This window comes from Streptomyces sp. NPDC055287, assembly GCF_053646035.1.
The window spans coordinates 1-20572 of record NZ_JBSHNE010000035.1; the positions used below are offsets into that span (position 1 = coordinate 1).

Genomic DNA, 20572 nt, shown 5'->3' on the forward strand with positions numbered 1-20572 from the left:
CGTGAGTCACGCGTCCCAGCCACCCCATAACGGGTGGCAGGACGGAGGAGCCAACCCATCAGCCAGTTGGGCGCTACCTCCAAGCCCGGTCCCTTCAGGGCCGGGTCAAGTTGACGCGTCCCCATGTCGGTCTCCATGGCGCCCGGGGCTTTCTTGCAGGTCTCGGATCGATCGCATCTACGGGCATAGCCACCTGAAAAGCTCTCAAGCTCGTTACTCGAACCGAACCACTTCCTATCCATGCGTGCGGCCCGGGTTTCACCCTCACAGGTGCGGGGAGCCAGCGAGACTGATGGGCAAGCTGAAGCGTGGCGGCACCGGGATCACCGGGTTGCGCGCCGGGTGGTCAGAGCCAGGTGCCTTCCGGGGCGCGGCGGTCGCCGGTGAGGGCGTAGCGGCGTAGGGCGAGGACGGTCTCAGCGTCGCTGCCGATGTCGTCGGCGAACCGGGTGAGAATGTTGTCGAGGGCATCCTCCTCGGACCAGTACGGCGGGGCGAGTTCGAGGGCGATCTGTCCCAGTCGGCCGCCGGCGGCGGCCAGTTCGTCGACCGGGCGCCGTATCGCGTGGGTGTCAGCGGGGTGCTGCGCGGTGTCGGTGGGTGCCCGTTCCAGAGAGCCGCCGATACCCCTCCGATACCCCCGCCGGTGTCGTCGGCGGCTGGGTGTGGTTCGCGGCGGAGTTCATCGACGGTCTGGATCACGATGGAGCGGACAGCCGGCCACTCGGCCTGTCTGGGCGGCTGTGGTGAGCCGTTCGGTGACAAGGGTGGTGAGGTCGTCGAGCCGGCCGTGGACTTCGCGCAGCGCCCGCTGCGACAGCCCCCGATCCAGCAGACCGGCCGTGTCCGTGTCCCTCGCGGGTGACACCCCGGTCAGGACGCCGGCAGAACCGACTGCTGCACCACCAGCTGTCCGGGGGTGCTGGCGTGGTTCGGATGCTGCCCACCAGGCGGAAGATCGGAGACACCGCACAGCCGGCACCGCCCGACCACATGTGATCATCCGCTGTGATCACGTCGTATACGCGTTCACATGAACGCTGCGCGGGCCAGCACGCTGCCGAGGAAGGCTGCGACCAGTCCGACGATGATGCTCACGATCACGATCACGATCATGTTGGCGGCGGCGAAGGCCCTCGCGCCGGTCTCGGTCAGGCAGATGGTCTCGAAGAAGAAGGCCGAGTAGGTGCTCAGCGTCGCGCACGGTCGGACGGGGCAGCGCGGAAGTGCAGGCTGGTGATGAGAGGTCGGTTGTTCCGGAGAGGAGGTAGTGCTGAAGCCCGGGACAGCACGTGGCCTGTGATTCCACGGCCAGCAGGGAGGGGAATGTCCCGGATCGCCGTGATGGCGGGGTGGGCGGCTTGAAGCGTTTGGTGGCCGTCGGGGTCCATTCCCCAGGGCATCGGGGGGAGCCTGTAGCCCCCTGGCTTCCTGCCGGCCCGGGACCTTGCACTGAAACGGCGCGAGACGGTGTCGAAGATCATCGTGCCGCCGGGAAAGGTTTCCGCGCAGGCGGCGATCAGTTTGTGTACCCGTGCAGCGTGCAGGTACATCAACAGCCCCTGGGCGGTGACCAGTACGCCGCGTGAGGTGTCTACGAGCTCCATCCAGCGGCTGTCGGGGTCGTGGCTGATGTCGCAGGAGATGTGGCGCTGCCGCCTTCCTTGCGGGAGCACTCGTGTGCGCAGCTCGAGTGGGTCGGCCAAGTCGACGGAGACCCACTGCACCCGGCCGTTGTCCACCCGCCAGAATGTCGTCTCCAGACCTTCACCGAGTGCGATCACGGTGCCGTCGGGGTGTGCGGAGAGGAACTTGCGCACCGCACCGTCGAACGCGAGGGCTCGCAGCGCGATGGCCTGGGCCGCCCAGGATCGGACGGGGCCGAGTCGTTCGTGGAAAGGGAAGTCCAGCTGGGCCACCAGCCGTACTGCTTGAGGGTCCGGCAGTACGGTGTCTTTGCGGGTCGCCTCGGCCGCGCGGTGGTAGACGGTCCACAACCCAGTCTCTGCGACTCCCGTCAGATCTACTGGGGTCGGGGACTGCATTCGTGCGCCTCTTTCCTTGCCCAAATCGGCAGTCGCGAAGAGTGACTGTTTGGTCACTGTGGGCTCTAGAGAGGCTACTGCACTGTCTCCGCCACCAGCCCTCTGACCACGGCGGGCTTCCACCGCGCCGGAGCACTGTCCACCCGCAAGGACGACATCCGCGGTGCCTCACGCCCCTTCGCCGCCGACCGCGACGGTTTCGTCATGGCCGAAGGGCCCGGCGCCCTGGTCCTGGGACGGGCCCAAGACGCACGCGCCCGCCGCCGTCCCCAGGCTCTCCTGGCCGGTCGCGCCACCACCTGCGACGCCCACCACCCCACCGTTCTGCCCGAAGGGGCGCCAGGAGCCGAACGAGCTCTGCGAGCAGCGCCGGCCGACGCCGACCTCTGCCCCGCTGACGTCGACCACGTCAACGCGCACGCAGGTCGACCAAGGCCAACGACGCGGCCGAGGCCGCCCTCATCTCCCGCGTCCTGCCCCGCCGCCCTGGCGTCACAGCCACCAAAGGCACCCTCGGCCACACCCTGGGCGCCACCGGCATTGAGGCTGCTCTGACCGCGCTGACCATCCAGCACCGGCGCCGGGGTTCGACAGCCGGGGCGCGAGCGGATCGGTCAACTTTCAGGCTTCGATTCGCTCGGTAGCGGGGCGTTCCGCCAGCTGTGCTTCTCGGCCGCCGGGCCGGTCCCGTGCGACAGCCAAGCGCTGGTAGCAGGGCCGCTCGACCAGAACATGCAGCAGCCAAGATGCCGACAGGGTCAGAAGGAACGCGGCCACGGTACCCACCACCGACCACCCACCCCAGTAGTGCATGACCACCGCCAGCCCGGCCGCGTGGAGCAGGTAGAAGCCGTACGTCAGGTCACCGAGGAACACCATGAGCCGTGTGCGCAGCCAGGATTTGGCGCCACATGCATCCAACGAAGCCACAGCCCGTACGAGCAATGCCACCGGGATGATCGTGGCCGCGGCGAAGAGGAACGGCCGGGGCAGTACCGCAAGACCCGTCACCAGGCACACGCCCAGCAGCACGGCCGAGGGGACGGCCCCGAACCGGACAGCGACCCCATCAGCGTGCATCCTGGCCAGGACCATGCCCAGGATGAACTGCGGCAGTTGGCACAACGGGAACGAGTACACGCACCACATCTGCAGCCCGGTGAGAGAGCCGTCCACAAAGTCCTCCGGCAGCGGCGGCCCGCCCAGCCACAGTGAGCCGAAGGGAACCGCCCACACCGCCGCCACAGCGCCCACAGCCACGGCTGGCAGCCACGGCGAGCGGATCCGCCCAACCAGCGGCAAGAGCAACGGAAACAGCAAATAGAACAGCAGCTCACAGGCGAGCGACCAGGTCACAGGATTACCGGCGAAGAGGAACTGCGGCAGCGGAACCAGAGTATTGATCAACAAGGCGTTGAACAGATCGCCCAGCAAGGAAGGAGGCGGCGCGTTCAGCAAGCCGTCACCGGGCCAGGAAACGCCCACCCCTCGCAAGAGAAGCATGAGGGCCGCCCACACGACCAGATGGCTGGGGAAGAGCCTCGCGAACCGCCGCCGCCAGAAGGAACGAGCGGTACCCGCCCCACGTGCCGAAAGGGTCAGCACAAACCCACTGAGTACAAAGAAGAGCGAAACGGCCGCCGTCCCCGTGAGGAAGAGACCAGCCGGCGGCCAGCCGCCCTCCTCCCTGGCCTTCCCATACGCAGCGTGGACCACGAACACAACTGCAGCTGCAACGAATCTCAAGCCGGTCAGCGAGGGCAGCCAAACAGAAGGAGCGGGGGTGGGTGGCATGACGCTCCTCAAAGCATGAATGCCGTGGTGCGGGAAGGCTCGAGGTGGGCGAGCCGACCTGAGCCGTACGGAGCTGGTCACGTGTCTTGATCAGCATCCACGAGGAAGCCAGCGGCATCTCGCAACGCACTCGGCGGCTCACCGCAACGAGCCCGGACGTTAGCCCGGTCGGCTGCATCAGGGCGAAGACGGGGAGCGGGGCCCCGGCCGCCCCCACGGCTTGGAGTGACCGACACGAACCGACCCCACCGGTCCCGGCAGATGCGCGTGAGCTTCGGGTCACGGACCTGGTGAGGTGAAACGTCGCGGTGGCGGGTTCACCCCCCCTGCGCGGTGCCTGGTGGTCGGAGCCAGGTGCCTTCCGGGGCGCGGCGGTCGCCGGTGAGGGCGTAGCGGCGTACGGCGAGGATGGTGCCGGTATCGCTGCCGACGCCGTTCACGAACCGGGTGAGGACGGTGTCGACGGCTTCCTGTTCGGAGAGGTGGGCGGGGCGAGTTCGAGGGCGATGTGCCCGAGCCGGCGCCTGCGGCGGCCAGTTCGTTGGCGGGGTCTGTGGGGGCCCGAGCTGTAGCCGTGGTGAGGATCAAAGGCTGATGCAGTTCAGGAGCGGTCGAACCGAAGTAGCCGACGCAACACCTGACCTGTGGTGCGCAGAGGCGAAACGCAGACTCACTCCTGCGGGCTGCGACGGGAGTGCCCGGCCTGGGGATCGGTCCCAGAGGGGTCAGAGGCGTGGTTCAAGCCGAGAGATAGCCGAACTCCGCCCTCAACCATCATCCGTGGCCGAGAAGATCCTTCAATGGTCAGGCGCTCTTGGAGCACGTGGAAGATCGTCTGGAGGTCAAGCACTTCAGGTCCGCCCTTGACCCCCCGTTCGAGGATGTCGATCAGCGCGCCTGTGAAGTCGGGATATTGCTTGTCGGGAGGCGCCATGGCGGCGCGGTTCGCGGATGACGAGGTCAACACGTAGGTGCCGGTCGCGGCGGCGAGTTCCGCCACGGTTCCCATGGCAAATGCCCGGCCTGCGAAGCAGCAGTCGAGGATCACAGCCTTGCGCCTGGCTGGGCTCCTGGCCAGCAGCTCGCGCACCTCGTCATAGGGGATCGCGGTGAAGGGCCGATGGTGCTGAGTATCGGTCGCGGCGAGGGTGAGCTCGCCGGACGAGGTGAGCAGGCCGTGGCCGGCGTAGTAGAGCAGCAAGGTGTCGGTGGCTTCCTCCGTGGCGTCGTGGACGGCGCTGAGGACGTCGGACCGTGTGCCGTTCATCACGGCGACGGTGGAGTCGGGCAGAAACGCTGGGGCATCCGTTGTCAGTAAGGCGTGCAGGGCCTGGGCTCCGGGGACGACGCTCGGGAGGTCCATCAGATCCAAGTCGCTGTAGTTGCCGGCCCCCACGATGACTGCGCGGGAGCTGTCCAGGCGCGGCAAGTCCGGGTGCCGGTCCGTGAAGTTGTTGGGGAGAACGGGGCTTGGTAGCACCGGCTGGCGAGGGACAGGCTGATCGTTTGTTGTCTTCGTGACCGATTCCTGTTCGGCGCTTTGCCGACCGCTTGAGGGCCGGTTGAAACCCGGTTCCAGATTGAGCGCGAGGTAGTGGTATGCCGCGAGCCACAGCCTGGACATGCGGTCGCAGATCTCCTCCTCGTCGCCCCAAGGGTTGAGCCGGGCCAACAGAGCCACCACGTCCGCGTAGACCGTCGATCGGGGAAGGTCGGGCCGGGTGAACATCTGATGGATGGTGAAGTGGCTGAAGGGCAGCGTCTTCGCCATCGTTCGGGTGCTCGGCCAGCCGGCCAAGGCGTGAAGCTCATGGAGGCGCACCATGAGTTCACGCATCGGCCCGGACAGGCCATCAGGCATCGGGAGTCTCGACATGAGGGTGCCTCAGATGTCAGTCGCCGTAATGAGATGTCAGGGACGATTATTTCTTGGCAGACGCTGCCGAGGGGTGTTCTCTCGCGTACTTCCCCCTGATGGGGCGGGTTGATTGTGGTTCCAGGCTCCGATCCGCCCGCAAGGGCTGGGGTACTTGCGTCCGCAGGGACCCCGGGGCCGGGGTCCAGTTGCGGAGACGGGCCCTTTGGCTGGGAGGCCCGCATGACTCTTCAGATCACCCCCGAGGCGTTGGGAGTCCTCATCGTGGGCTGCATCGCGGGGATCGCTGTCTTCAAGTACACCGCGCACACCCACTCGGGTCTCCCGGCCCGCGGCGACTTGGTGGGCGCGATCTCGGCCGCGGTGGGAGTGGTCGCGGTCCTGGGGCTGCTGCTGGGGCTCGATCACGGCCGGTCAGACAGCACGACCGTGCCGGAAGCGCCCGCCATCAGCAGCCCCGCCACCGGATGCCCGACAGACCCGCCGACGTGCTGACCGCCGGGCCCCTCAATTGCGCCGTCCAGCCTGCGCGCTGCACTTTCATGGGCCAGCCGCCCACCCGCTCAACTGCTTCCAGGAAGTCGGTCCGTGCCCGGTCCTGTCCGGCGCAGACGTCGAGGGGGACGTGGGCGGCGCCGTCGGCGGTTTCGACGTGCCAGCGCAGCAACTGTCGGACGGCGTCGCTGTCCTGACAGAGGGGCAACCGACTGGCCTCGTCGGCCTCGACGCTGTGACCAACGACCTGCAGGGCCGGCGCGACACTCGGAGGGACCCGGCGTGGGCCTCAGCGGCGACAGCCACTTCGAGACCCAGGTGCGTGGAGCGCTGCCTCACCAGCCGTGTGCGGCTGCTCCTGCCCGACTTGGCCGTCCGGCTCGTCGCCGAGGTGCGCTTGGGCGGGCATCCGCACGTACGGGAACGGGCGAGGAAGCAGGCGGTGACATCGACCGGCATCGTGATCGAAAGTGGCGCGAGGTTCGGGTTCACGGCGGCCCCGGTACGACGGACGATGCCCGGATCCGGTGCATCCTCAGGCTCGCGCCTGGCCTCGCGCACCAGGGCGCATCGCACCGACTGCACGTCCTGCTGGAGCAGGCCGCCGAGACCGCCGGCGCCGGCGTCGAGGTTCTCGAGGGGATCAACGTCATCGTCCCGGACGGCTTCTGATCCCGGCCCTGGCCATCATCGACGCCGTCGCCGCCGAGGCATCGGGCGTCGCCGCCTCCGCGCACCACGTCCTGGCCGTGGTAGAGATCGCCCCGCCGTCGAACCGCGTCACCGACCGCAAGCTCAAGCCGTCGCTTCGACTGGCCGCGGGCCCGCTTGACGTAGGTATGTGCCGCCACCCCGTCTCCAGTGCGGAGATGACCCGCCGCCCGTACCCCTGCGTGGCGAACTGGCCATTGAGGCAGACCACGGGGGTGCGGGGACCGCCGGTGTCGGTGAGGGCCAGGGCCATGTCGTCGTCCGGCACCATGCCGGTCCACTTCGAACGGGCCGCGGACGTGCTGTTCTTCGCCATGTGTTGCAGCTGTTCGCGTGAGGCGTGGCCAAGTTCGTTCTGGTTGTGCGCCTTCAGAGGCTGCGGGCGGTGATGTCGCCGTGGGAGGTGGTGGCACGGATGTCGAGTTCGGCGGTGCCGTTGTTCTTGAGGGCGTTGCTGATGCGGCCGTAGTCGGTGCCGGCGTCCAGGGCGGCCGAGACGCCGGCGGCGGCGGCGACCGAGATGCTGCCGGACTGGGTGCGGAGCACGACCGTGCCGCGCACGGCTTCGGTGATCCGGATGTCGCCCCTTGCGGTGCTGATCTCCGCGGGGCCGTTGAGCCGGCCGACCTCGATGTCGCCGTCGATCGCAGTGAGGCGGACGCTCTCGACCTCGTCGATCTTGATCTGACGGTACGCGCCTTCGAAGGCGACGTCGCCGAGGCGGCCGACGCCGCGGAGCTCGGAGCTGGCGGTCTGGGCCTCGATGCGGGAGCCGGCGGGCAGCTGGACGGTGACCTCCAGGGATCCACAGGGGCCGAAGAGCTGGTTGCTGGGCTCGGGGGTGTGGATCCGCAGGACGCCGTCGGCGTAGGCGACGGTGGTCTGCTCAGCGGTCTTGGTGTCGCGGCTCTCGGACGGGTTGGCGGGCAGGACCTCGACGGTGGTGTCGGCGCGGTCGGCGGCGATGAACTGCACGCGTCCGGCGGGGATGTTGAGGACGGCGGAGATCGGGGCGGGGGTGTCGAACTTCTGCATCATGTTCTCCTGCGACTCGTTGTTTCTGACATTAGAAACGCTACGTTGCGTTCCTGCATGCCGCAAGAAGCTCGTTGCGTGGAATTCACATTAAGGCAGGTTAGAGCCATAGGATTGTTGCAACGGCCTGGAATTTAATGCAACGACAGACATCTGCTCGTTGCAATTGATTGGGGGTGAACGCTATGCTGGAGGCGCCACGGACCACGAAGGAGACCGCGATTGCCGGCGAGGCCGGCCGAGCGATCCGCACCATGCAGCTGCTGCGCTACCCCTCGGATCCGCCGCTGCCGCTGCCGCTGCCGCTGCCGCTGCCGCTGCCGCTGCCGCTGCCGCTGCGGCTGCGGGTGACGGCGGCGACGAAAACGGTGGAGTCGTTCAACCGGTTCTCCCACGGGGTCGGGTTCGGCAGTCGCGGGGTCATCGCCGACAACGTGCTTCGCGGTCTGCGAGTATGTTCCGCATGGATGTGACACCGGGAAGTCGGCTGGTCACGCTGAACGCGACGGGCCACTGCCCCCAGCTCGCAGCTCCGGAGGAGACCGCCGCGGCGATCGCCGCGTTCCCCGGAGCGGCCGGATGATGTGCGAGACCAGCGACGAAGAAGAGGGCAGTCCGAACGAACACCGCGGGCCGGAGGATGAACACGCGCAGTTCTCCTCGTTGCTGGAAGACAGCGCCGAGGACCTGTATGAACACGCGCCCTGCGGCTACCTGTCCACCCTGCTGGACGGCCGGATCGCGAAGGTCAACGCCACCCTGCTGGACTGGCTCGGCTACGAGCGCCGTGACCTGGTGGGCCGCAAGCACTTCTCCGATCTGCTGACCGTCGGCGGCCGGCTCTACCACGAGACCCACTTCGCCCCGCTGCTGCAGATGCAGGGCGAGATCAGCGGCATCGCCCTGGAACTCAAGGCCGCCGACGGCTCGCGGCTGCCGGTCCTGGTCACCTCCACGGTGAAAACGGGCAGCGACGGGCAGCCGCTGCTGATCCGCACCACCGTCTTCGACGCCCGCGACCGCCGCGCCTACGAAACCGAACTGCTGCGCGCCCGCAAGGAAGCCGACCAGGAACGCGACCGGCTCCAGCGCCTGAACGCCACGCTGCAGAAGACGCTGCTGCCGCCGGCGCTGGCGAACGTCCCGGGCCTGGACGTGGCCGCGCACTACCACATCGCCTCCGTCGACGAGGTCGGCGGCGACTTCTACGACCTGTTCCCCCTCGCTGCCGGCACCTGGGGGCTGTTCCTGGGCGACGTGTGCGGCAAGGGCGCCGCCGCCGCGGCCGTCACCTCCCTGGCCCGCTACACCCTGCGCGCCGCCGCCGTCTACGACCCCGACCCGGCCGCCGTCCTCGCCAACCTCAACACAGTCCTGAACCACGAGTACGACGGCATTGATCCCCGCTTTTGCACCGTCATCTTCGGCCTGCTCACCCCAGACGACGACCAGGGCGGCTTCCGCATCACCCTGGCCAGCGGCGGACACCCTCCGGCCCTGCTGATGCGCGCGGACGGCACCGCCGACTACCTACCCACCCCCGGCGGGCAGCTCATCGGCGTCCTGCCCGACGCCCACATCGCCACCGCCACCGTCCACCTCGCCCCCGGCGACACCCTGCTGCTGCACACCGACGGCCTGACCGAAGCCCACACAGCCGCGGGCGGCGAGGACCGGTACGGCGACGACGCCCTCCTCGGCTTCGGCCGCGCTCTGGCCCCCGCCACCGCATCGGACACCATCGGCGCGGTCCGCGACCTGCTCGACACCTTCGGCACCGGCGTGGACGACGACACCGCCGTCCTGGCCATCCACGTGCCCCGACCCACCAGCGATGAGCAGCCGTGACCCAGCACCTGACCCTCCACACCCGCACCACCACCGCCGGAGTGGTCGTCGAACTGACCGGGGAACTTGACCATCACACCGCGCCCGAGGTCCGCACCGCGCTGCCCGACCTGCGTCCAGGCCAGCAGCTCGTCCTCGACCTCGAAGGCCTTACGTTCTGCGACTCCAGCGGCATCACTGTGTTGATCGCCGCCCGCAACCACGCCCTGGCGGCCGGTGCGGTCATCGCGCTGGCCGCGGTCCCCGACCGCGTCAGCCGGACCTTCCGCATCGTCGGCCTGGAGCACGTCTTCCCCACCCACCCCACCGCCCAGGCCGCCGAAGCCGCCTGGCGGCCCACCGCAAACTGACCTACACACCCTGACCGGTCCCCACGGATCCGACGAGGGCAGCCCGACTCGGGTTGGGGCCAGGAATTCACGGACAGGTCGCGGCTTTTTCCTGCGCGCCATAAGCGGCGCAATCAGCCGCTGACGATTGCTGAGGCCGTGCAGCTGGCGACCACTCGTCTCAGTACTGATGCGCCCTGCGGACGCCCTCTACGGGTCATGGGCCCTGACTGCGCGGCAGGAGATCCGCCCCGGTGAGTTCGACCGCACTGGTGAACTGCTCAGGTGGCTGGCTACCAAAGCCGATGACCGGCACCGTTCCTCCGGTGCGGTCCACCTGGGCTGGACCAGTTTCTGCGAGTCGGACCGGTTCGAGCCCTTGGTGGTTCGAGACGACGAGGTCGTTTGGCCGCAGAGCCCCGGCTGCGCCCCCATCCTGAACCCAAGCTGCCCTGCACATGGCAGCTCGATCGCAAAGGTCCTGGTACAGCTTCGTCGTGGGCGTACAACGGGGTGATCGTCGCGGGAGGTTGGGATCATGCGGTCACGGGTCTGGGGCTCATGCTCGCCGCGTGGGTGGAGCAGTACCCCGTACAGGCTCCGGGTGACTGGATCGGTTTCAACCTGTGGACCGCTCGTGACTGGGGCCGCGACATGATCGTGTCGTACACGCCCGGCGGCCACGGGTACGAACTGGCCGTCAGTATCCACGACCGGGGCACCGAACAGACCCAGGAGCGACGGGCACAGATGCGCGCACGCGGCTGGCAGACCCTGGATGAACACCAGTAGGGGCGTACCGATTTGCCGGAGACCGATCCTGACGCGCCGCGGCGGATCGCTGAGCTCACCATCGCAGAGTGTCGTGCCCGCAAGGCCAGCTGTCCGGACGAGCTACGGGCTCATGACATCAGTGCGGGGGACCACGGTGACCTGTGGCTCACCGGGCTGGGGCTGCCGACACACCCCTCCCGCGGCCAGCACTTCTGAGCCTGAGCCCTCAAGGGGACCCGCCCCCCTTTCCCATGCGCTTGCCCCACCAGGTATCTTGCATCGCATGGAACCAGGTGAGGCGACCAAGCAGGCCCGGGCAGCCGCCCAGCTGCGCAAGGGTGTCCTGGAGTACTGCGTACTCGCCCTGATGCGGGACCGCCCCCGCTACGGCGTGGAACTCCTCCACGCCCTGGAGGACTCTGGTGCCCTGGCCACCAGCCAGGGCACGGTCTACCCGCTGCTCTCCCGGCTCCGCCGCGACGACCTGGTCACCACCACCTGGCAGGAATCCGCCTCCGGACCACCCCGTCGCTACTACGCGCTCACCGACAGCGGCCGGGCCGCACTCGACGAGTTCACCCGCGTCTGGCCCGGCTTCCGCAACGCCGTCGACGCCTTCCTGACCACCCCGCACCCCTCCACCGGAGACCTCGCATGAAGACCTCTGCCGACCCCGCACGCGACTACCTCTCCGCCGTCGAGCGCGAGGGCTCCGCACTCCCCGCCGACCGTCGCCAGGAACTCCTCGCCGACCTCGCCGAACACATCGAGGTGACGCGCGCCGAGCGCCCCGACGCCGCGATCGGCGAAATCCTCGCGGAGCTGGGGGACCCCCGCACGATCGCGGCAACGGCGCTGGCCGAGGCGGGGGACGGGGCCGCCGGGGCTCCGGCCTGGAGCGGTGGCGGTGCACGCACCCGGCGCGCCAAGGTGCATCCCCTGGTCCCGCTCCTGATGCTCACCCTCCCGTTCCTCTTCGCGGCGATCCTGCCCCACATCCCCGCCGTACAGTTCTGCAGCACCATGTTCCGCGTCATCGGCGCGGTGCTGCTCTGCACCTCAGTGCACTGGGTCGCCGTCCAGAAGACCACCGGCGTACTACTTGCCGCCGTCCTGCCGACCGTCGCCATCAGCATCTGGATTTCGTCCAGCGTCGCCCCGCCGGGCGGCACCCCGGCCCTCCTGGCCAACCTGGTAACGCTCGCCCTGCTGGCCGGCACGGCAGCATGGCTCTGGCGGGTCCGCCGCGCCTGAGACCTGTTCAGCTGCCTCGGCTTTTTCAGCCAGGGCTTTGGTGTGGGCAAGGCGGTAGGGAGCCAGTGACCTCTACTCGTTGTCTTTCCGGGTGCGGCTGGCGACCCAGTTCGGATCGCGTACGGGCGTCGCCAGCGCACGTGTCTCGGTGGCCGGGGGCACATGATGCGCCAGCTGGTCCGCGGCGCGGTGACGGCGTGGCCAGCTGATGATCCGCAGGCTTTGTCGGTGGTGGTTCGGCTGCTGCCATGTACGCCGATCTCGGGCTGACGCTTTTGGTGATGATGCGGGTCAGTTGGTTGCCGGTCGGTACAGCGTGCGCGCGCCGCGAACGTCTCCATCCGGCTCACCTACGCCGACGGCATCCGCGAACACATCGACGCCGCCCGCCAGCAACAGGCCCACACCCTCCCCCCGTCACCTGGCCGGGGAACCCCCTCACGCCCGCAGGGCTGCGCGCAGAACTCGGAAACCGCCCGCCAAGAGATCAAGGACCTCGGCCGGGAGCGCGACCGTCTCCGCAGCGCCATACGGCACCAGCTCGGACAGCGACTCGACGCGCTCACCACACGGGACCTGGCCGACCGCGTCGACGAACTCACTCACCACAACCACCAGCTGGCCGACCAACTCCAGCAGGCCACCGAAGACAACACGGCCCTCCGCGCCCGCACCACCTCACTTGAACAAGACCTCGCTGCAGCCCGCACCAGCCTGCGCCGCATGATCCGCGCCGAAACCACCGCACGATGACCCCACCCACCAGCGCCGCCCACACGTCATGCCGCCGCCCGGCCCGAAGGCCGCCAGGAGCCTGGAGCGTGTCGGGCGGCGGGCGCACCAGTGCACGTAAAGCAGGGCAGCTGCCCGCTGCCGCCATTGCCGCCGGTCTCTCCGTTGCCGCTGGCTTACGCCCGCTGCACCAGATTGATCCGACGCCCATGGGTCAGCCGCACCCGTCGACGGGACCGAACTTGATCTGCGCTCCGAAAGCGGCTTTGACGTCTCTTCGCTTGTTGGGCTCGGAGACCTGACTCCTGAGTCCGTCACCCATGATCGTCCAACGTCCCGGTGGATCCTGGGCATCAGTGAAGTCGAGTCGAGCTCGGCCTTTGAGTGTGACCGTCTCACCGTCCGCATTCGTCACACGGAGTGGTGACACCCACCAAACAGTGCAACCACCCACGGCTCCCACGTCGATGTAAGAACCGTCCGCGGAGGTGACGATCACGTCCTGGATGAGGGAACGCGAGCGGTTAGCAATGCTTAGCACCTCCCCGCCTTCCCCCTGTTCCCGGATGAAGTCGATCCCACTCGCCTGTTCCCTTGTCACCAGCCGCTGCGTCTCGCCGTTCGCCTCCCGCGCCTCCTCATTGGCACGGTGCGACTCGCGCCAGCTCACCAACGACACGACGAGTGCAACAGCGGCCACCACCACACTGATCCAATCGGTCACAGATCCACGGCGCGGAGAAGATTGCTCGTCTGCCATGGACCCACCATGGCTCCCCCGTCCGGCACGCATCCCGATCGGCTACACCATCCGGGTTATGGCACAGCCACCGACCAGCGCCGGACCGCCCTGGCGAACGTCCGCCGTGTGAGCGGTAGCGGCTGACGCCTCCGCAACAAGGACCGGGTGCCGGGCTGCTCGCAGCGGCCCGGCACACACCCATGTAAGTAGCGACACTTCCTGACTTGATGCGGTTGTGATACCGCGTCCGTTGCACACCTTCCACAGGCGAGCGAGCTACGCGCGGACAAGGTGTTCGCCCGCAGCGAGGTCACGTTCGCGACGACCGTCTGGAACGTTCGGGCTTATCGCGCCCTTGTTCGGTGCGTCCGGGGCTGGTGGTCGACGCCGACGGCGTCCGCCTGTGCTTGGTTTCGCTTGCTGGGATATCGGTTCGGCGATCGTTCCTCAGCATGGCTTGAGTGGCCTGGCTGCCGCCCAAGCCGGCTTTGTGGCCGGTTGTTGGGGGCAGAGTCGTGGCGATTCCTGACGAGGAAGAGCGGTTCGCCGCGATCAAGCAGCCGCCCGAGGCCATGAGCGATGACACCGCCCGCCACCAGGTCGACTATGCCCAGGTCGAGCGGGGCCGGCAGGCCCGCGAACAGTTCGAGGACACCAGCCCGGTCGCCCCGACGGTTCGCCACATCGACCGGATGGTGGAGTTCTTGGCGAGGACGAGCGCACGATCGTGCACGAGAACGTGGCCAAGGTCGGCGTGCTGCGCCTGCTCGCCGACCGGATCTGGCTCCAGTCCGGAGGCGGCTGCCGCCTCACGGTCTTCAGTCCCGTCGACGACGAGACCGTCGAGGAATTGGAGCGTCTGTATGCCCTCGCGGCCTGACCCGCGCTGAACGGCCGCGATCACGCCGCGATGAACGGCTCCGTCAAATGCGGTGTCGCCAGGTGCAGCGTGGTGGCGGTTTCGCGGCCGAGCATGCGCTCCCTTGAGTGCCTGGCCGCCTCAGGGTCGGTCTCGTGCGCGTAGGCGAGCTCGGGGTGGAGCAGCTGGAGCGCGTGCACCAGGAGGTCGCCGGTGACGAGCGCCAGCTCGCGCCCGTCGGCGACCAGCACGCTCTGGTGCCCGGGCGTGTGACCGGGCGTGGCGACCGCGCGCCCGGCGCGCAGCGGTGTGTCCCCGTCGAGGAGCCGGAGCCGACCGGCCGCCTCGAGCGGGTCGGTGAGGGTCTCGCGAAGCTGCGGGTTGATCGCGTCGAGGGCGTCGAACTCGGCCCGTTGGAGCAGGTATTCGGCGTTCGGGAAAAAAGGACGGCGGCCGCTGGTCGCAACGCCGGTTGAAGCGTTGCCGTCCACCGCGCCGCCCGCTGATGGGACGGCCGCCTCGGTCACGACCGCCCACCCGATGTGGTCGGTGTGCAGATGCGTGAGCACCACGGTGTCGACTTCGGCCGGGTCGATGCCCGCGGCGGCGAGCGACTCGGGGAGCGCACCGGGCACGGGCGCCCACGAGCCGGCCGGGCCGTCCGCCGGACCGATCCCGGCGTCCACGACGGTGAGGCCCTTGTCGCCGCGGATCGCATACGCGCGGAACTGGAGCCGCCAGCGGCCCTCGGCGTCGACCGCGCCCGGGTCGTAGCGGTCGGCCTCGGCCCACTGAGCGGCCGTGGCCTCGGGGAAGGCCTCGCCGCGCGGGGAGAAAAACGGACCCTCGCCGTCGGCGAGGGCGATGATCTCGGTCGAGCCGATCCAGAGGCGGGGAACGCTGAGGGACATGACCGCGATCCTGCCATGCCCTGCACGCGGGTGGTTCTCGGTGTAGGGCGAGGGCGCCTGTGTGTCCTCGGCCGCGCAGGAAGGGCTGCTCCATAGGAGGTGGTCAGCCGGCACTCAGCCTGGCGAACGTCTCCAGCTCACATCTGCGTGCGCCGATCCGTCAGTGCTGTGGATACGCCAGACAGGACGATGTGAAGGAGTGCAGTCATGACGAACACCTCGATCTCCCGGATACCGAACCCGGCCGAGTTCGTGCCCGAGTTGAACGACATCAGCGCCGCCCTCTTCCGGGCCACGGGCAACCGCTCGGTGCCGCGCACCACGATGAGCCTCGTCCACCTGCGCGCCGGGCAGATCGTCGGCAACACCTACCTGACGATCCTGAACACCGGCTTCCTGCGCAAAGCAAGGGAGTCCGAGGAGGCGCATCACCGCCGTGTCCTCCTGGCAGGACGCCCCGTACTTCACCGACGCCGAACATGCCGCCCTCGCCTTGGTGGAGGCCACCCTCCAGCCCGCCCCGCACGGCAAGGAGCGCGTCAGCGATGAGCTGTACGCCGAGGTGGCGAAGCACTACGACCAGAAGGCGCTGGCCACCCTCACCATCGCGATCGGCCAGATCAACTTCTTCATCGCCCTCGCCATCATCGGCAAGCCGCAGCCGGTCAGCTCCCTGGCGGACGAGCAGTGGGACTGACCCGGTCCGTCCGCCCCCGGGGGTGCCCTCCTTGATGCTGAGACCACCGTTCCCTGAGGATCGGGGAAGTCACGGTGCACCAGCGCCCTGGTGCGTGCGCTCAAACCCGTCCGTATCCCCACGGAGTGGCCTTCATCCTTGCCCCGCCACAAGGACGGTTCATCTCGCGCTGCTGAAGGACCAGGCCTCGATGTCGCGGTAGTGGATCGGCCCGGGGCCGCGGCCGAAGTTGCTGCCGACCAGGTGCAGACGCTCGGCCTGCCACGTGCGGCCGGTGAACGCGGAAAGCCCTGCGGCGGCCTGTACCGCGCTGGAAGCATCGCTACGGCGCGAACGGGCGAGCGTCAGGTGGGGGTTCAGCGGCCGGTCCATGAAGGTGACACCATGTTCCTTAACCAGCGCCCGCACCTCCCCGGCGAGCAGCCGCAGTCCTTCGAGGTCCCCGCCGATCCCGCTCCACAGCACACGCTCGTCGAAGTGCCCGCCGCCGCACAAGGCCAGGTGCAGGGGGTGGCGCCTCGCTGCGAATTCCGCGAGCGGCGGCCGCAGGAGCGAAACGGCTGAGCTCGGCAGCTCACCGAGGAACGCCAGGGTAATGTGCCAGTCCTCGATGCGGTTCCACCGCATGCGCGGGTAGGCGTCATAGGCGGGCCGCAGCGCCTGCGCCAGCTCCTCCTTGGCGTCGTCGGGCGGAGCAAGGGCTATAAAGACGCGGACGGTCGTGGCCTGGATCTGTTCGTTCACGAAGGACTTCGTACACCACCGACGCCAGCCGCTGCTGTGCGTGGTGGGCTGTCGTTCAACGAGTCGGAACTCGCCGTTGCTCACGCCGCCAGCCGCCGCCGTCGGCGGCCCGGGACCGCGGAGCCGGGCTCGCTGACGTGCTGCGCGTGGGCTCTGATCGAACTCACACCAAGCCGTCGCCCTGGCCGACTACTCCGGGCCCTGGGCTCGCACGAGGAGCGTGCCCATGCCTTCTGCGTTCGGCGGGGGCAGGATGCGGGCGTCGATGTCGGTGAAGCCGTGGCGCTTGAGCAGGTCCGTCCACGCTTCGGGCGTGTACTGCCAGCGCAGCACGGTCAGCTCGCGCTCTCGGCCTTCGAGCCATTTGCCGCGCATCGGCTGCGGGCCGTACGCGCCGGGGACCGGCTCGGCCTGGCTGAAGGCGAAGACTCCGCGGGGTGTCAGGCTCTTGGCGACGATCGGCAAGAGGACTTCCGGGTCGGTGAACCACACCGCGCCCCACACGGAGTAGATCGCGTCGTACGGTGCTGCGCCGGACACGAGGTGGTCGCACACGTCCGCATGGACGAACGACAGGCCGGGGACATCCTTCCACCACCTACGGGCGCGTTCGACCTGGGCGGCAGAAAGGTCCACGCCGGTCACCTCGACGCCCTGGCGGGCCAAGAACACGGCTTCCTTGCCTTCTGCGGGCCCGAGGTCCAGGGCGCGGCGCGGTTGCCCGAGGATCTCAACGCCGGGGCCGTGGCCCGGGTACTGGGTCCACTCGAACCAGTCGACCACCGGGGCGGGCTGCTCACCTTCGCCCCGATGCGGCATGTACTTGTCCCAGTATTCGGCCGGGGTGTGGGGCTCGCGGGGCATGCAGTTCCTCGTGGGGGCAGCGGGTCCAGTCTTCCAAGCTGGCCACCGTACCGGTGCTGCCTCCCGTCCACGGGCGAATGACTCAACGACGCCCGTACGGGCGCGCGCGAGGGCCCGGCGGTGCTCGCAGCACCCCCGGGCCCGACCGCTTGATGCGGTTCAGTGGCAGCTCTCGCCCGGCCTGCACGGGCCGCACTTGCCGTAGTCCGCCTCCCACAGCTTCCAGTCGACCTCGAAGCGGTTGCCGGCGATGATCTGCGCGGTGCGCTCGACGCTGCCGTCGTACTTGAATTCGATCTCCGGGATGTGTTCGAGGAACTTGCCGTCGAAGTGCTCGTGGCAGAACTCGCGGTAGTTCTTGGTGTCCAGGATGAAGACGTGGACTGCGATGTCGACCGTCCGGCCGCAGCACATCTCCAGTCCCTGGCCCCACTTGTCGATGGCTGTGATCAGGTAGGAGACGGCGGCGCTAAAGAGCCGGGTCGCCATCACCTCGTCGAAGGGGTAGTCGCGCATGAGGAGCTGGACTTCGCGGTCCCAGACCTCGGGCTTCACGTAGTCCCGCGGGTCACGGACCTTGGTCTCGACGACTGTCGCCATGCTGTCCTCCGGGATGTCGGGGCCCCGCCCGAAGCGGGGCCACGCCCCAAGCACAGCGCCGGCCGCAACCACCTGGTGGTCAACTTGCACTGGCTGCACGCCATTTGCAGATGCTGCACACGCCGTATACACCCCGCTGAACGGCCCCCTACCGTGGACAGGCAGCCCTGTCGGCCCCTGGCGAGTGGGAGGCCCCATGCGCACCGATCCGCTCTGGAACTCCGGCAAGGTCAGCATGCTCATCGCCCGCCAGGACCCCGGCGGGCTCATACGGATAGGGCGCGAGCACCGGGGTTGGCGGCAGGCAGACCTCGGAGCGCGCGTCGGCTGCTCCGCGTCCACCATCTCCCGGCTGGAACAGCGCCGCAGATACGCGGACCTGGCGCTCATCCGGCACGCCGCCCGGGAGGTTGGTGTGCCGACGCGTGTTCTCACAGCGTCGCTCGGGTTAGCCGGGACGCCAGCCGCTAGAGTCGTGGCGGACGGGCCACGCTGTGCCGAGGAGGACCCCTTGCGTCGCCGCACGTTACTCGCTGCCGCCAGCCTCACGGCCCCCGCCGCTCTTCTGGCCGGCGTTCAGGACGCGCTCGCCAGCACGCCGGATCCCACGGGCTCGCCCATTCCCCTGGCGAGGCGCATCACCGCTGCCCGCGGCTATTTCGACGCCGGTCAGCACAGCAAGCTCCTCAAGACGTTGCCTGGCCTGCTGGCCGACGCGCGCAACGCCGCCCAGAGCCGCCAGGAGGTCGATCTCGCCCGCCTGTCCGCCTGCTACAGCCTGACCTCCCAGGTACTGACGAAGATCGGCAACTACGACCAGTCGCGGCTCAGCGCCGACCGGGCGACCATCTACGCCGACCTGTCCGGCTCGCCCCTCGTCGCCGCGGCAGCGGCCCGGGAGCTGAGCATCGTGCTCCGCCACCAGGACCAACAGGCCGCCGCCCAACGGCACATCCTCGACGCGGTCTCCAGGGTGGAGGGAACCGGGCTGAAGACCGGGGCGCAGGCTTCGGCGTACGCGCAGATGCTGTGCACCACCTCATACACCGCAGCGCGGGCCGGTGACCGAGATCAGGCTCTCACGATGATCCGAGAAGCCACCCGGGCCGCCCGCGACCTCCCGCAGGAGCCGCCCGAGGGCCGGCTGTTCCCCATCACCCCGGCCGCCGTCGACTTGTACGCCGTCGGCGTCCACTGGGCGCTCGGAGATGCGGGCGCCGCCCTCGAATCAGGCCGCGGCCTGCATGCGGCCCAGTTCAAGACGGCCGAGCGCAAGGGACGCATGCACACCGACCTCGGCCGGGCATGGTGGCAGTGGGGCAAGCCGGAGCAGACGGCCGCCGAGCTGCTGTCCGCCCTACGGGTCTCTCCGGGCGAAGTCCGCGACCGACCGGCCATCCGGAAGATCGTCACCGACCTGCGCTCGCGGCACGCTCAGGTACCTGGAGTACGCGAGCTAGCCGCGGCCATCGGTTCGAGTGCCGCCTGACCTATGCCCAGGACCGCAGGCGGGCCGCGATGTCGTACACGTCCACGCGCAGCGCGCGGATTTCATTGACCAGGTCGCGCCACTGCTCGTACGTCGCATCCACCCGCTTGCCGGAAGCTTCCAGGTAGGCGATGGCGACGCCGTAGCCGTAGGCCTCGTTGCGGGCAGGAAGCGGGCGCAGCAGTACGCACTCCTCCAGGAACACGGCGGCCCGCCAGAAGGCGTCCGGATCGGCATGGTCCAGGCGGGGGGTGTTCACCCGGTGCCTGGCCGCCATGCCGACGAGTACGGAGAGGTCGTTGACGGTGAGGTCGGTGCGCAGGATGTCTTCCTGGCGTGCCAGGAGCCATCGGTAGTCGACGAGCAGTTCCACAGGTTCAGGCCGCCCGCGGGGTCCCGTGCGCGGCCGCCGGCGGGAGCCCGCCGAACTCGGCGTCGAAGCGGTCCAGGATGCCGGGCTCGCCGATGACGCGGCGGAACGCAGCCGTGGCCGTGTCGAGCAGCTTCTCGTGCTCCTTCTCCGCGGCCACCTTGGCGAGATAGTCCTTCATGGACATGCCCGCACTGTCGGCCAGAGCCTTCAGCCGGTCCCTGGTGATGTCGTCGATCTTGACGCTGGTGTCTGCCATGGTTCGAGTATGCCGTCTGGCATACCGCTGTGACTACCTCCTGCCAGATATCGCTCTGACCTGCACATTTATTGATCGTTTCATTCCTTCAGGGATCAACCGAAGAGCGGCACGGCGTCCAGCGGGTCCTGCTTGCTGACGTCG

Annotated in this window: 27 protein-coding genes and 3 pseudogenes; 16 read left to right on the forward strand and 14 right to left on the reverse strand. The window is 68.6% G+C overall.

Annotation, left to right across the window (positions count from 1 at the left end; genetic code table 11):
* The first annotated feature begins 703 nt into the window (after positions 1 to 703).
* The gene (locus tag ACWIHY_RS32640) at positions 704 to 865 is read left to right on the forward strand and encodes a hypothetical protein (RefSeq protein WP_454379839.1); all 162 of its coding nucleotides are present in this window, start codon (positions 704 to 706) and stop codon (positions 863 to 865) included.
* A 168-nt stretch (positions 866 to 1033) separates the two neighbouring features.
* A complete protein-coding gene (locus ACWIHY_RS32645; protein ID WP_454379840.1) occupies positions 1034 to 1186 on the forward strand; it encodes a hypothetical protein in 153 nt (50 codons plus the stop codon).
* 4 nt (positions 1187 to 1190) lie between these two features.
* On the opposite strand, the gene ACWIHY_RS32650 is transcribed toward ACWIHY_RS32645, so the two are convergent.
* On the reverse strand, positions 1191 to 2045 hold the full coding sequence (locus tag ACWIHY_RS32650) for a class I SAM-dependent methyltransferase (RefSeq protein ID WP_454379842.1): 855 nt from the start codon (positions 2043 to 2045) through the stop codon (positions 1191 to 1193).
* A 135-nt stretch (positions 2046 to 2180) separates the two neighbouring features.
* On the opposite strand from ACWIHY_RS32650, the gene ACWIHY_RS32655 reads away from it, so the two are divergent.
* Both ACWIHY_RS32655 and ACWIHY_RS32660 read left to right on the forward strand, forming a co-directional pair.
* Positions 2181 to 2600, forward strand: a complete 420-nt coding sequence (locus ACWIHY_RS32655; RefSeq protein WP_454379940.1) for a beta-ketoacyl synthase N-terminal-like domain-containing protein — start codon at positions 2181 to 2183, stop codon at positions 2598 to 2600.
* A complete protein-coding gene (locus tag ACWIHY_RS32660; protein WP_454379941.1) occupies positions 2519 to 2689 on the forward strand; it encodes a hypothetical protein in 171 nt (56 codons plus the stop codon). The genes ACWIHY_RS32655 and ACWIHY_RS32660 overlap by 82 nt, the downstream gene beginning before the upstream one ends.
* On the opposite strand, the gene ACWIHY_RS32665 is transcribed toward ACWIHY_RS32660, so the two are convergent.
* On the reverse strand, positions 2667 to 3839 hold the full coding sequence (locus ACWIHY_RS32665; protein WP_454379844.1) for an acyltransferase family protein: 1173 nt from the start codon (positions 3837 to 3839) through the stop codon (positions 2667 to 2669). The genes ACWIHY_RS32660 and ACWIHY_RS32665 overlap by 23 nt on opposite strands.
* 670 nt (positions 3840 to 4509) lie before the next feature.
* Complete coding sequence (locus ACWIHY_RS32670) at positions 4510 to 5700, reverse strand: caspase family protein (RefSeq protein WP_454379845.1); 1191 nt, start codon at positions 5698 to 5700, stop codon at positions 4510 to 4512.
* A gap of 237 nt (positions 5701 to 5937) precedes the next feature.
* On the opposite strand from ACWIHY_RS32670, the gene ACWIHY_RS32675 reads away from it, so the two are divergent.
* Entirely contained in the window at positions 5938 to 6210 is a 273-nt protein-coding gene (locus ACWIHY_RS32675) for a hypothetical protein (protein ID WP_454379847.1), read from the forward strand.
* A 649-nt stretch (positions 6211 to 6859) separates the two neighbouring features.
* Here ACWIHY_RS32675 and ACWIHY_RS32680 read toward each other — a convergent pair.
* Together ACWIHY_RS32680 and ACWIHY_RS32685 are read right to left on the reverse strand one after the other, a co-directional pair.
* The gene (locus ACWIHY_RS32680) at positions 6860 to 7237 is read right to left on the reverse strand and encodes a hypothetical protein (protein ID WP_454379849.1); all 378 of its coding nucleotides are present in this window, start codon (positions 7235 to 7237) and stop codon (positions 6860 to 6862) included.
* Positions 7238 to 7290: 53 nt separating this feature from the next.
* On the reverse strand, positions 7291 to 7956 hold the full coding sequence (locus ACWIHY_RS32685; protein WP_454379850.1) for a DUF4097 family beta strand repeat-containing protein: 666 nt from the start codon (positions 7954 to 7956) through the stop codon (positions 7291 to 7293).
* 185 nt (positions 7957 to 8141) lie between these two features.
* Between ACWIHY_RS32685 and ACWIHY_RS32690 the strand changes: the two genes are divergently transcribed.
* The 7 genes and pseudogenes from ACWIHY_RS32690 to ACWIHY_RS32720 all read left to right on the forward strand — a co-directional run bounded on the left by ACWIHY_RS32690 (position 8142) and on the right by ACWIHY_RS32720 (position 12161).
* Positions 8142 to 8429 carry a hypothetical protein gene (locus tag ACWIHY_RS32690; RefSeq protein ID WP_454379851.1) on the forward strand — a complete coding sequence of 96 codons (288 nt, stop codon included), beginning with the start codon at positions 8142 to 8144 and terminating at the stop codon, positions 8427 to 8429.
* A 2-nt stretch (positions 8430 to 8431) separates the two neighbouring features.
* Positions 8432 to 8539, forward strand: a pseudogene (locus ACWIHY_RS32695) (alpha/beta fold hydrolase); the annotation flags it as partial.
* Positions 8539 to 9804, forward strand: coding sequence for a PP2C family protein-serine/threonine phosphatase (locus tag ACWIHY_RS32700; protein WP_454379943.1), 1266 nt, complete (start codon positions 8539 to 8541; stop codon positions 9802 to 9804). The pseudogene ACWIHY_RS32695 and the gene ACWIHY_RS32700, both read left to right, overlap by 1 nt.
* On the forward strand, positions 9801 to 10154 hold the full coding sequence (locus ACWIHY_RS32705; protein ID WP_454379853.1) for an STAS domain-containing protein: 354 nt from the start codon (positions 9801 to 9803) through the stop codon (positions 10152 to 10154). Before ACWIHY_RS32700 ends, ACWIHY_RS32705 begins: the two co-directional genes overlap by 4 nt.
* Positions 10155 to 10694: 540 nt before the next feature.
* The gene (locus tag ACWIHY_RS32710) at positions 10695 to 10925 is read left to right on the forward strand and encodes a hypothetical protein (RefSeq protein ID WP_454379855.1); all 231 of its coding nucleotides are present in this window, start codon (positions 10695 to 10697) and stop codon (positions 10923 to 10925) included.
* A 265-nt stretch (positions 10926 to 11190) separates the two neighbouring features.
* Complete coding sequence (locus tag ACWIHY_RS32715) at positions 11191 to 11565, forward strand: PadR family transcriptional regulator (RefSeq protein WP_454379857.1); 375 nt, start codon at positions 11191 to 11193, stop codon at positions 11563 to 11565.
* Positions 11562 to 12161 (forward strand): HAAS signaling domain-containing protein, encoded by a 600-nt coding sequence (locus ACWIHY_RS32720; protein WP_454379859.1) that lies wholly within the window; start codon positions 11562 to 11564, stop codon positions 12159 to 12161. Before ACWIHY_RS32715 ends, ACWIHY_RS32720 begins: the two co-directional genes overlap by 4 nt.
* A gap of 438 nt (positions 12162 to 12599) precedes the next feature.
* Here ACWIHY_RS32720 and ACWIHY_RS32725 read toward each other — a convergent pair whose 3' ends face one another.
* Together ACWIHY_RS32725 and ACWIHY_RS32730 are read right to left on the reverse strand one after the other, a co-directional pair.
* Positions 12600 to 12767: a hypothetical protein gene (locus ACWIHY_RS32725; protein WP_454379861.1), complete on the reverse strand. Its 168-nt coding sequence runs from the start codon at positions 12765 to 12767 to the stop codon at positions 12600 to 12602.
* 340 nt (positions 12768 to 13107) lie between these two features.
* Positions 13108 to 13653 carry a hypothetical protein gene (locus ACWIHY_RS32730; protein ID WP_454379863.1) on the reverse strand — a complete coding sequence of 182 codons (546 nt, stop codon included), beginning with the start codon at positions 13651 to 13653 and terminating at the stop codon, positions 13108 to 13110.
* A gap of 554 nt (positions 13654 to 14207) precedes the next feature.
* Between ACWIHY_RS32730 and ACWIHY_RS32735 the strand changes: the two are divergent.
* Positions 14208 to 14285, forward strand: a pseudogene (locus tag ACWIHY_RS32735) (hypothetical protein); the annotation flags it as partial.
* A gap of 77 nt (positions 14286 to 14362) precedes the next feature.
* On the forward strand, positions 14363 to 14515 hold the full coding sequence (locus tag ACWIHY_RS32740) for a hypothetical protein (protein WP_454379946.1): 153 nt from the start codon (positions 14363 to 14365) through the stop codon (positions 14513 to 14515).
* A 20-nt stretch (positions 14516 to 14535) separates the two neighbouring features.
* On the opposite strand, the gene ACWIHY_RS32745 is transcribed toward ACWIHY_RS32740, so the two are convergent.
* Positions 14536 to 15405: an MBL fold metallo-hydrolase gene (locus ACWIHY_RS32745; protein ID WP_454379865.1), complete on the reverse strand. Its 870-nt coding sequence runs from the start codon at positions 15403 to 15405 to the stop codon at positions 14536 to 14538.
* A gap of 137 nt (positions 15406 to 15542) precedes the next feature.
* Positions 15543 to 15773: a hypothetical protein gene (locus ACWIHY_RS32750; protein WP_454379948.1), complete on the reverse strand. Its 231-nt coding sequence runs from the start codon at positions 15771 to 15773 to the stop codon at positions 15543 to 15545.
* Between ACWIHY_RS32750 and ACWIHY_RS32755 the strand changes: the two are divergent.
* Positions 15667 to 16102 (forward strand): annotated as a pseudogene (locus ACWIHY_RS32755) (carboxymuconolactone decarboxylase family protein). The gene ACWIHY_RS32750 and the pseudogene ACWIHY_RS32755 overlap by 107 nt on opposite strands.
* A gap of 159 nt (positions 16103 to 16261) precedes the next feature.
* On the opposite strand, the gene thpR reads toward ACWIHY_RS32755, so the two are convergent.
* From thpR to ACWIHY_RS32770, 3 genes are all read right to left on the reverse strand, one after another.
* Positions 16262 to 16846, reverse strand: coding sequence for an RNA 2',3'-cyclic phosphodiesterase (gene thpR, locus ACWIHY_RS32760; protein ID WP_454379867.1), 585 nt, complete (start codon positions 16844 to 16846; stop codon positions 16262 to 16264).
* A 189-nt stretch (positions 16847 to 17035) separates the two neighbouring features.
* Complete coding sequence (locus tag ACWIHY_RS32765) at positions 17036 to 17710, reverse strand: class I SAM-dependent methyltransferase (RefSeq protein ID WP_454379869.1); 675 nt, start codon at positions 17708 to 17710, stop codon at positions 17036 to 17038.
* Between the two features lie 159 nt (positions 17711 to 17869).
* A complete protein-coding gene (locus tag ACWIHY_RS32770; RefSeq protein ID WP_454379871.1) occupies positions 17870 to 18310 on the reverse strand; it encodes a hypothetical protein in 441 nt (146 codons plus the stop codon).
* A gap of 196 nt (positions 18311 to 18506) precedes the next feature.
* Between ACWIHY_RS32770 and ACWIHY_RS32775 the strand changes: the two genes are divergently transcribed.
* Positions 18507 to 19799: a helix-turn-helix domain-containing protein gene (locus ACWIHY_RS32775; RefSeq protein ID WP_454379873.1), complete on the forward strand. Its 1293-nt coding sequence runs from the start codon at positions 18507 to 18509 to the stop codon at positions 19797 to 19799.
* A gap of 1 nt (position 19800) precedes the next feature.
* Here the strand turns inward: ACWIHY_RS32775 and ACWIHY_RS32780 are convergent, their stop codons facing one another.
* The gene (locus tag ACWIHY_RS32780) at positions 19801 to 20172 is read right to left on the reverse strand and encodes a toxin Doc (RefSeq protein ID WP_454379875.1); all 372 of its coding nucleotides are present in this window, start codon (positions 20170 to 20172) and stop codon (positions 19801 to 19803) included.
* Between the two features lie 4 nt (positions 20173 to 20176).
* On the reverse strand, positions 20177 to 20428 hold the full coding sequence (locus ACWIHY_RS32785) for an antitoxin MazE7 (protein WP_454379876.1): 252 nt from the start codon (positions 20426 to 20428) through the stop codon (positions 20177 to 20179).
* Between the last annotated feature and the right edge of the window lie 144 nt (positions 20429 to 20572).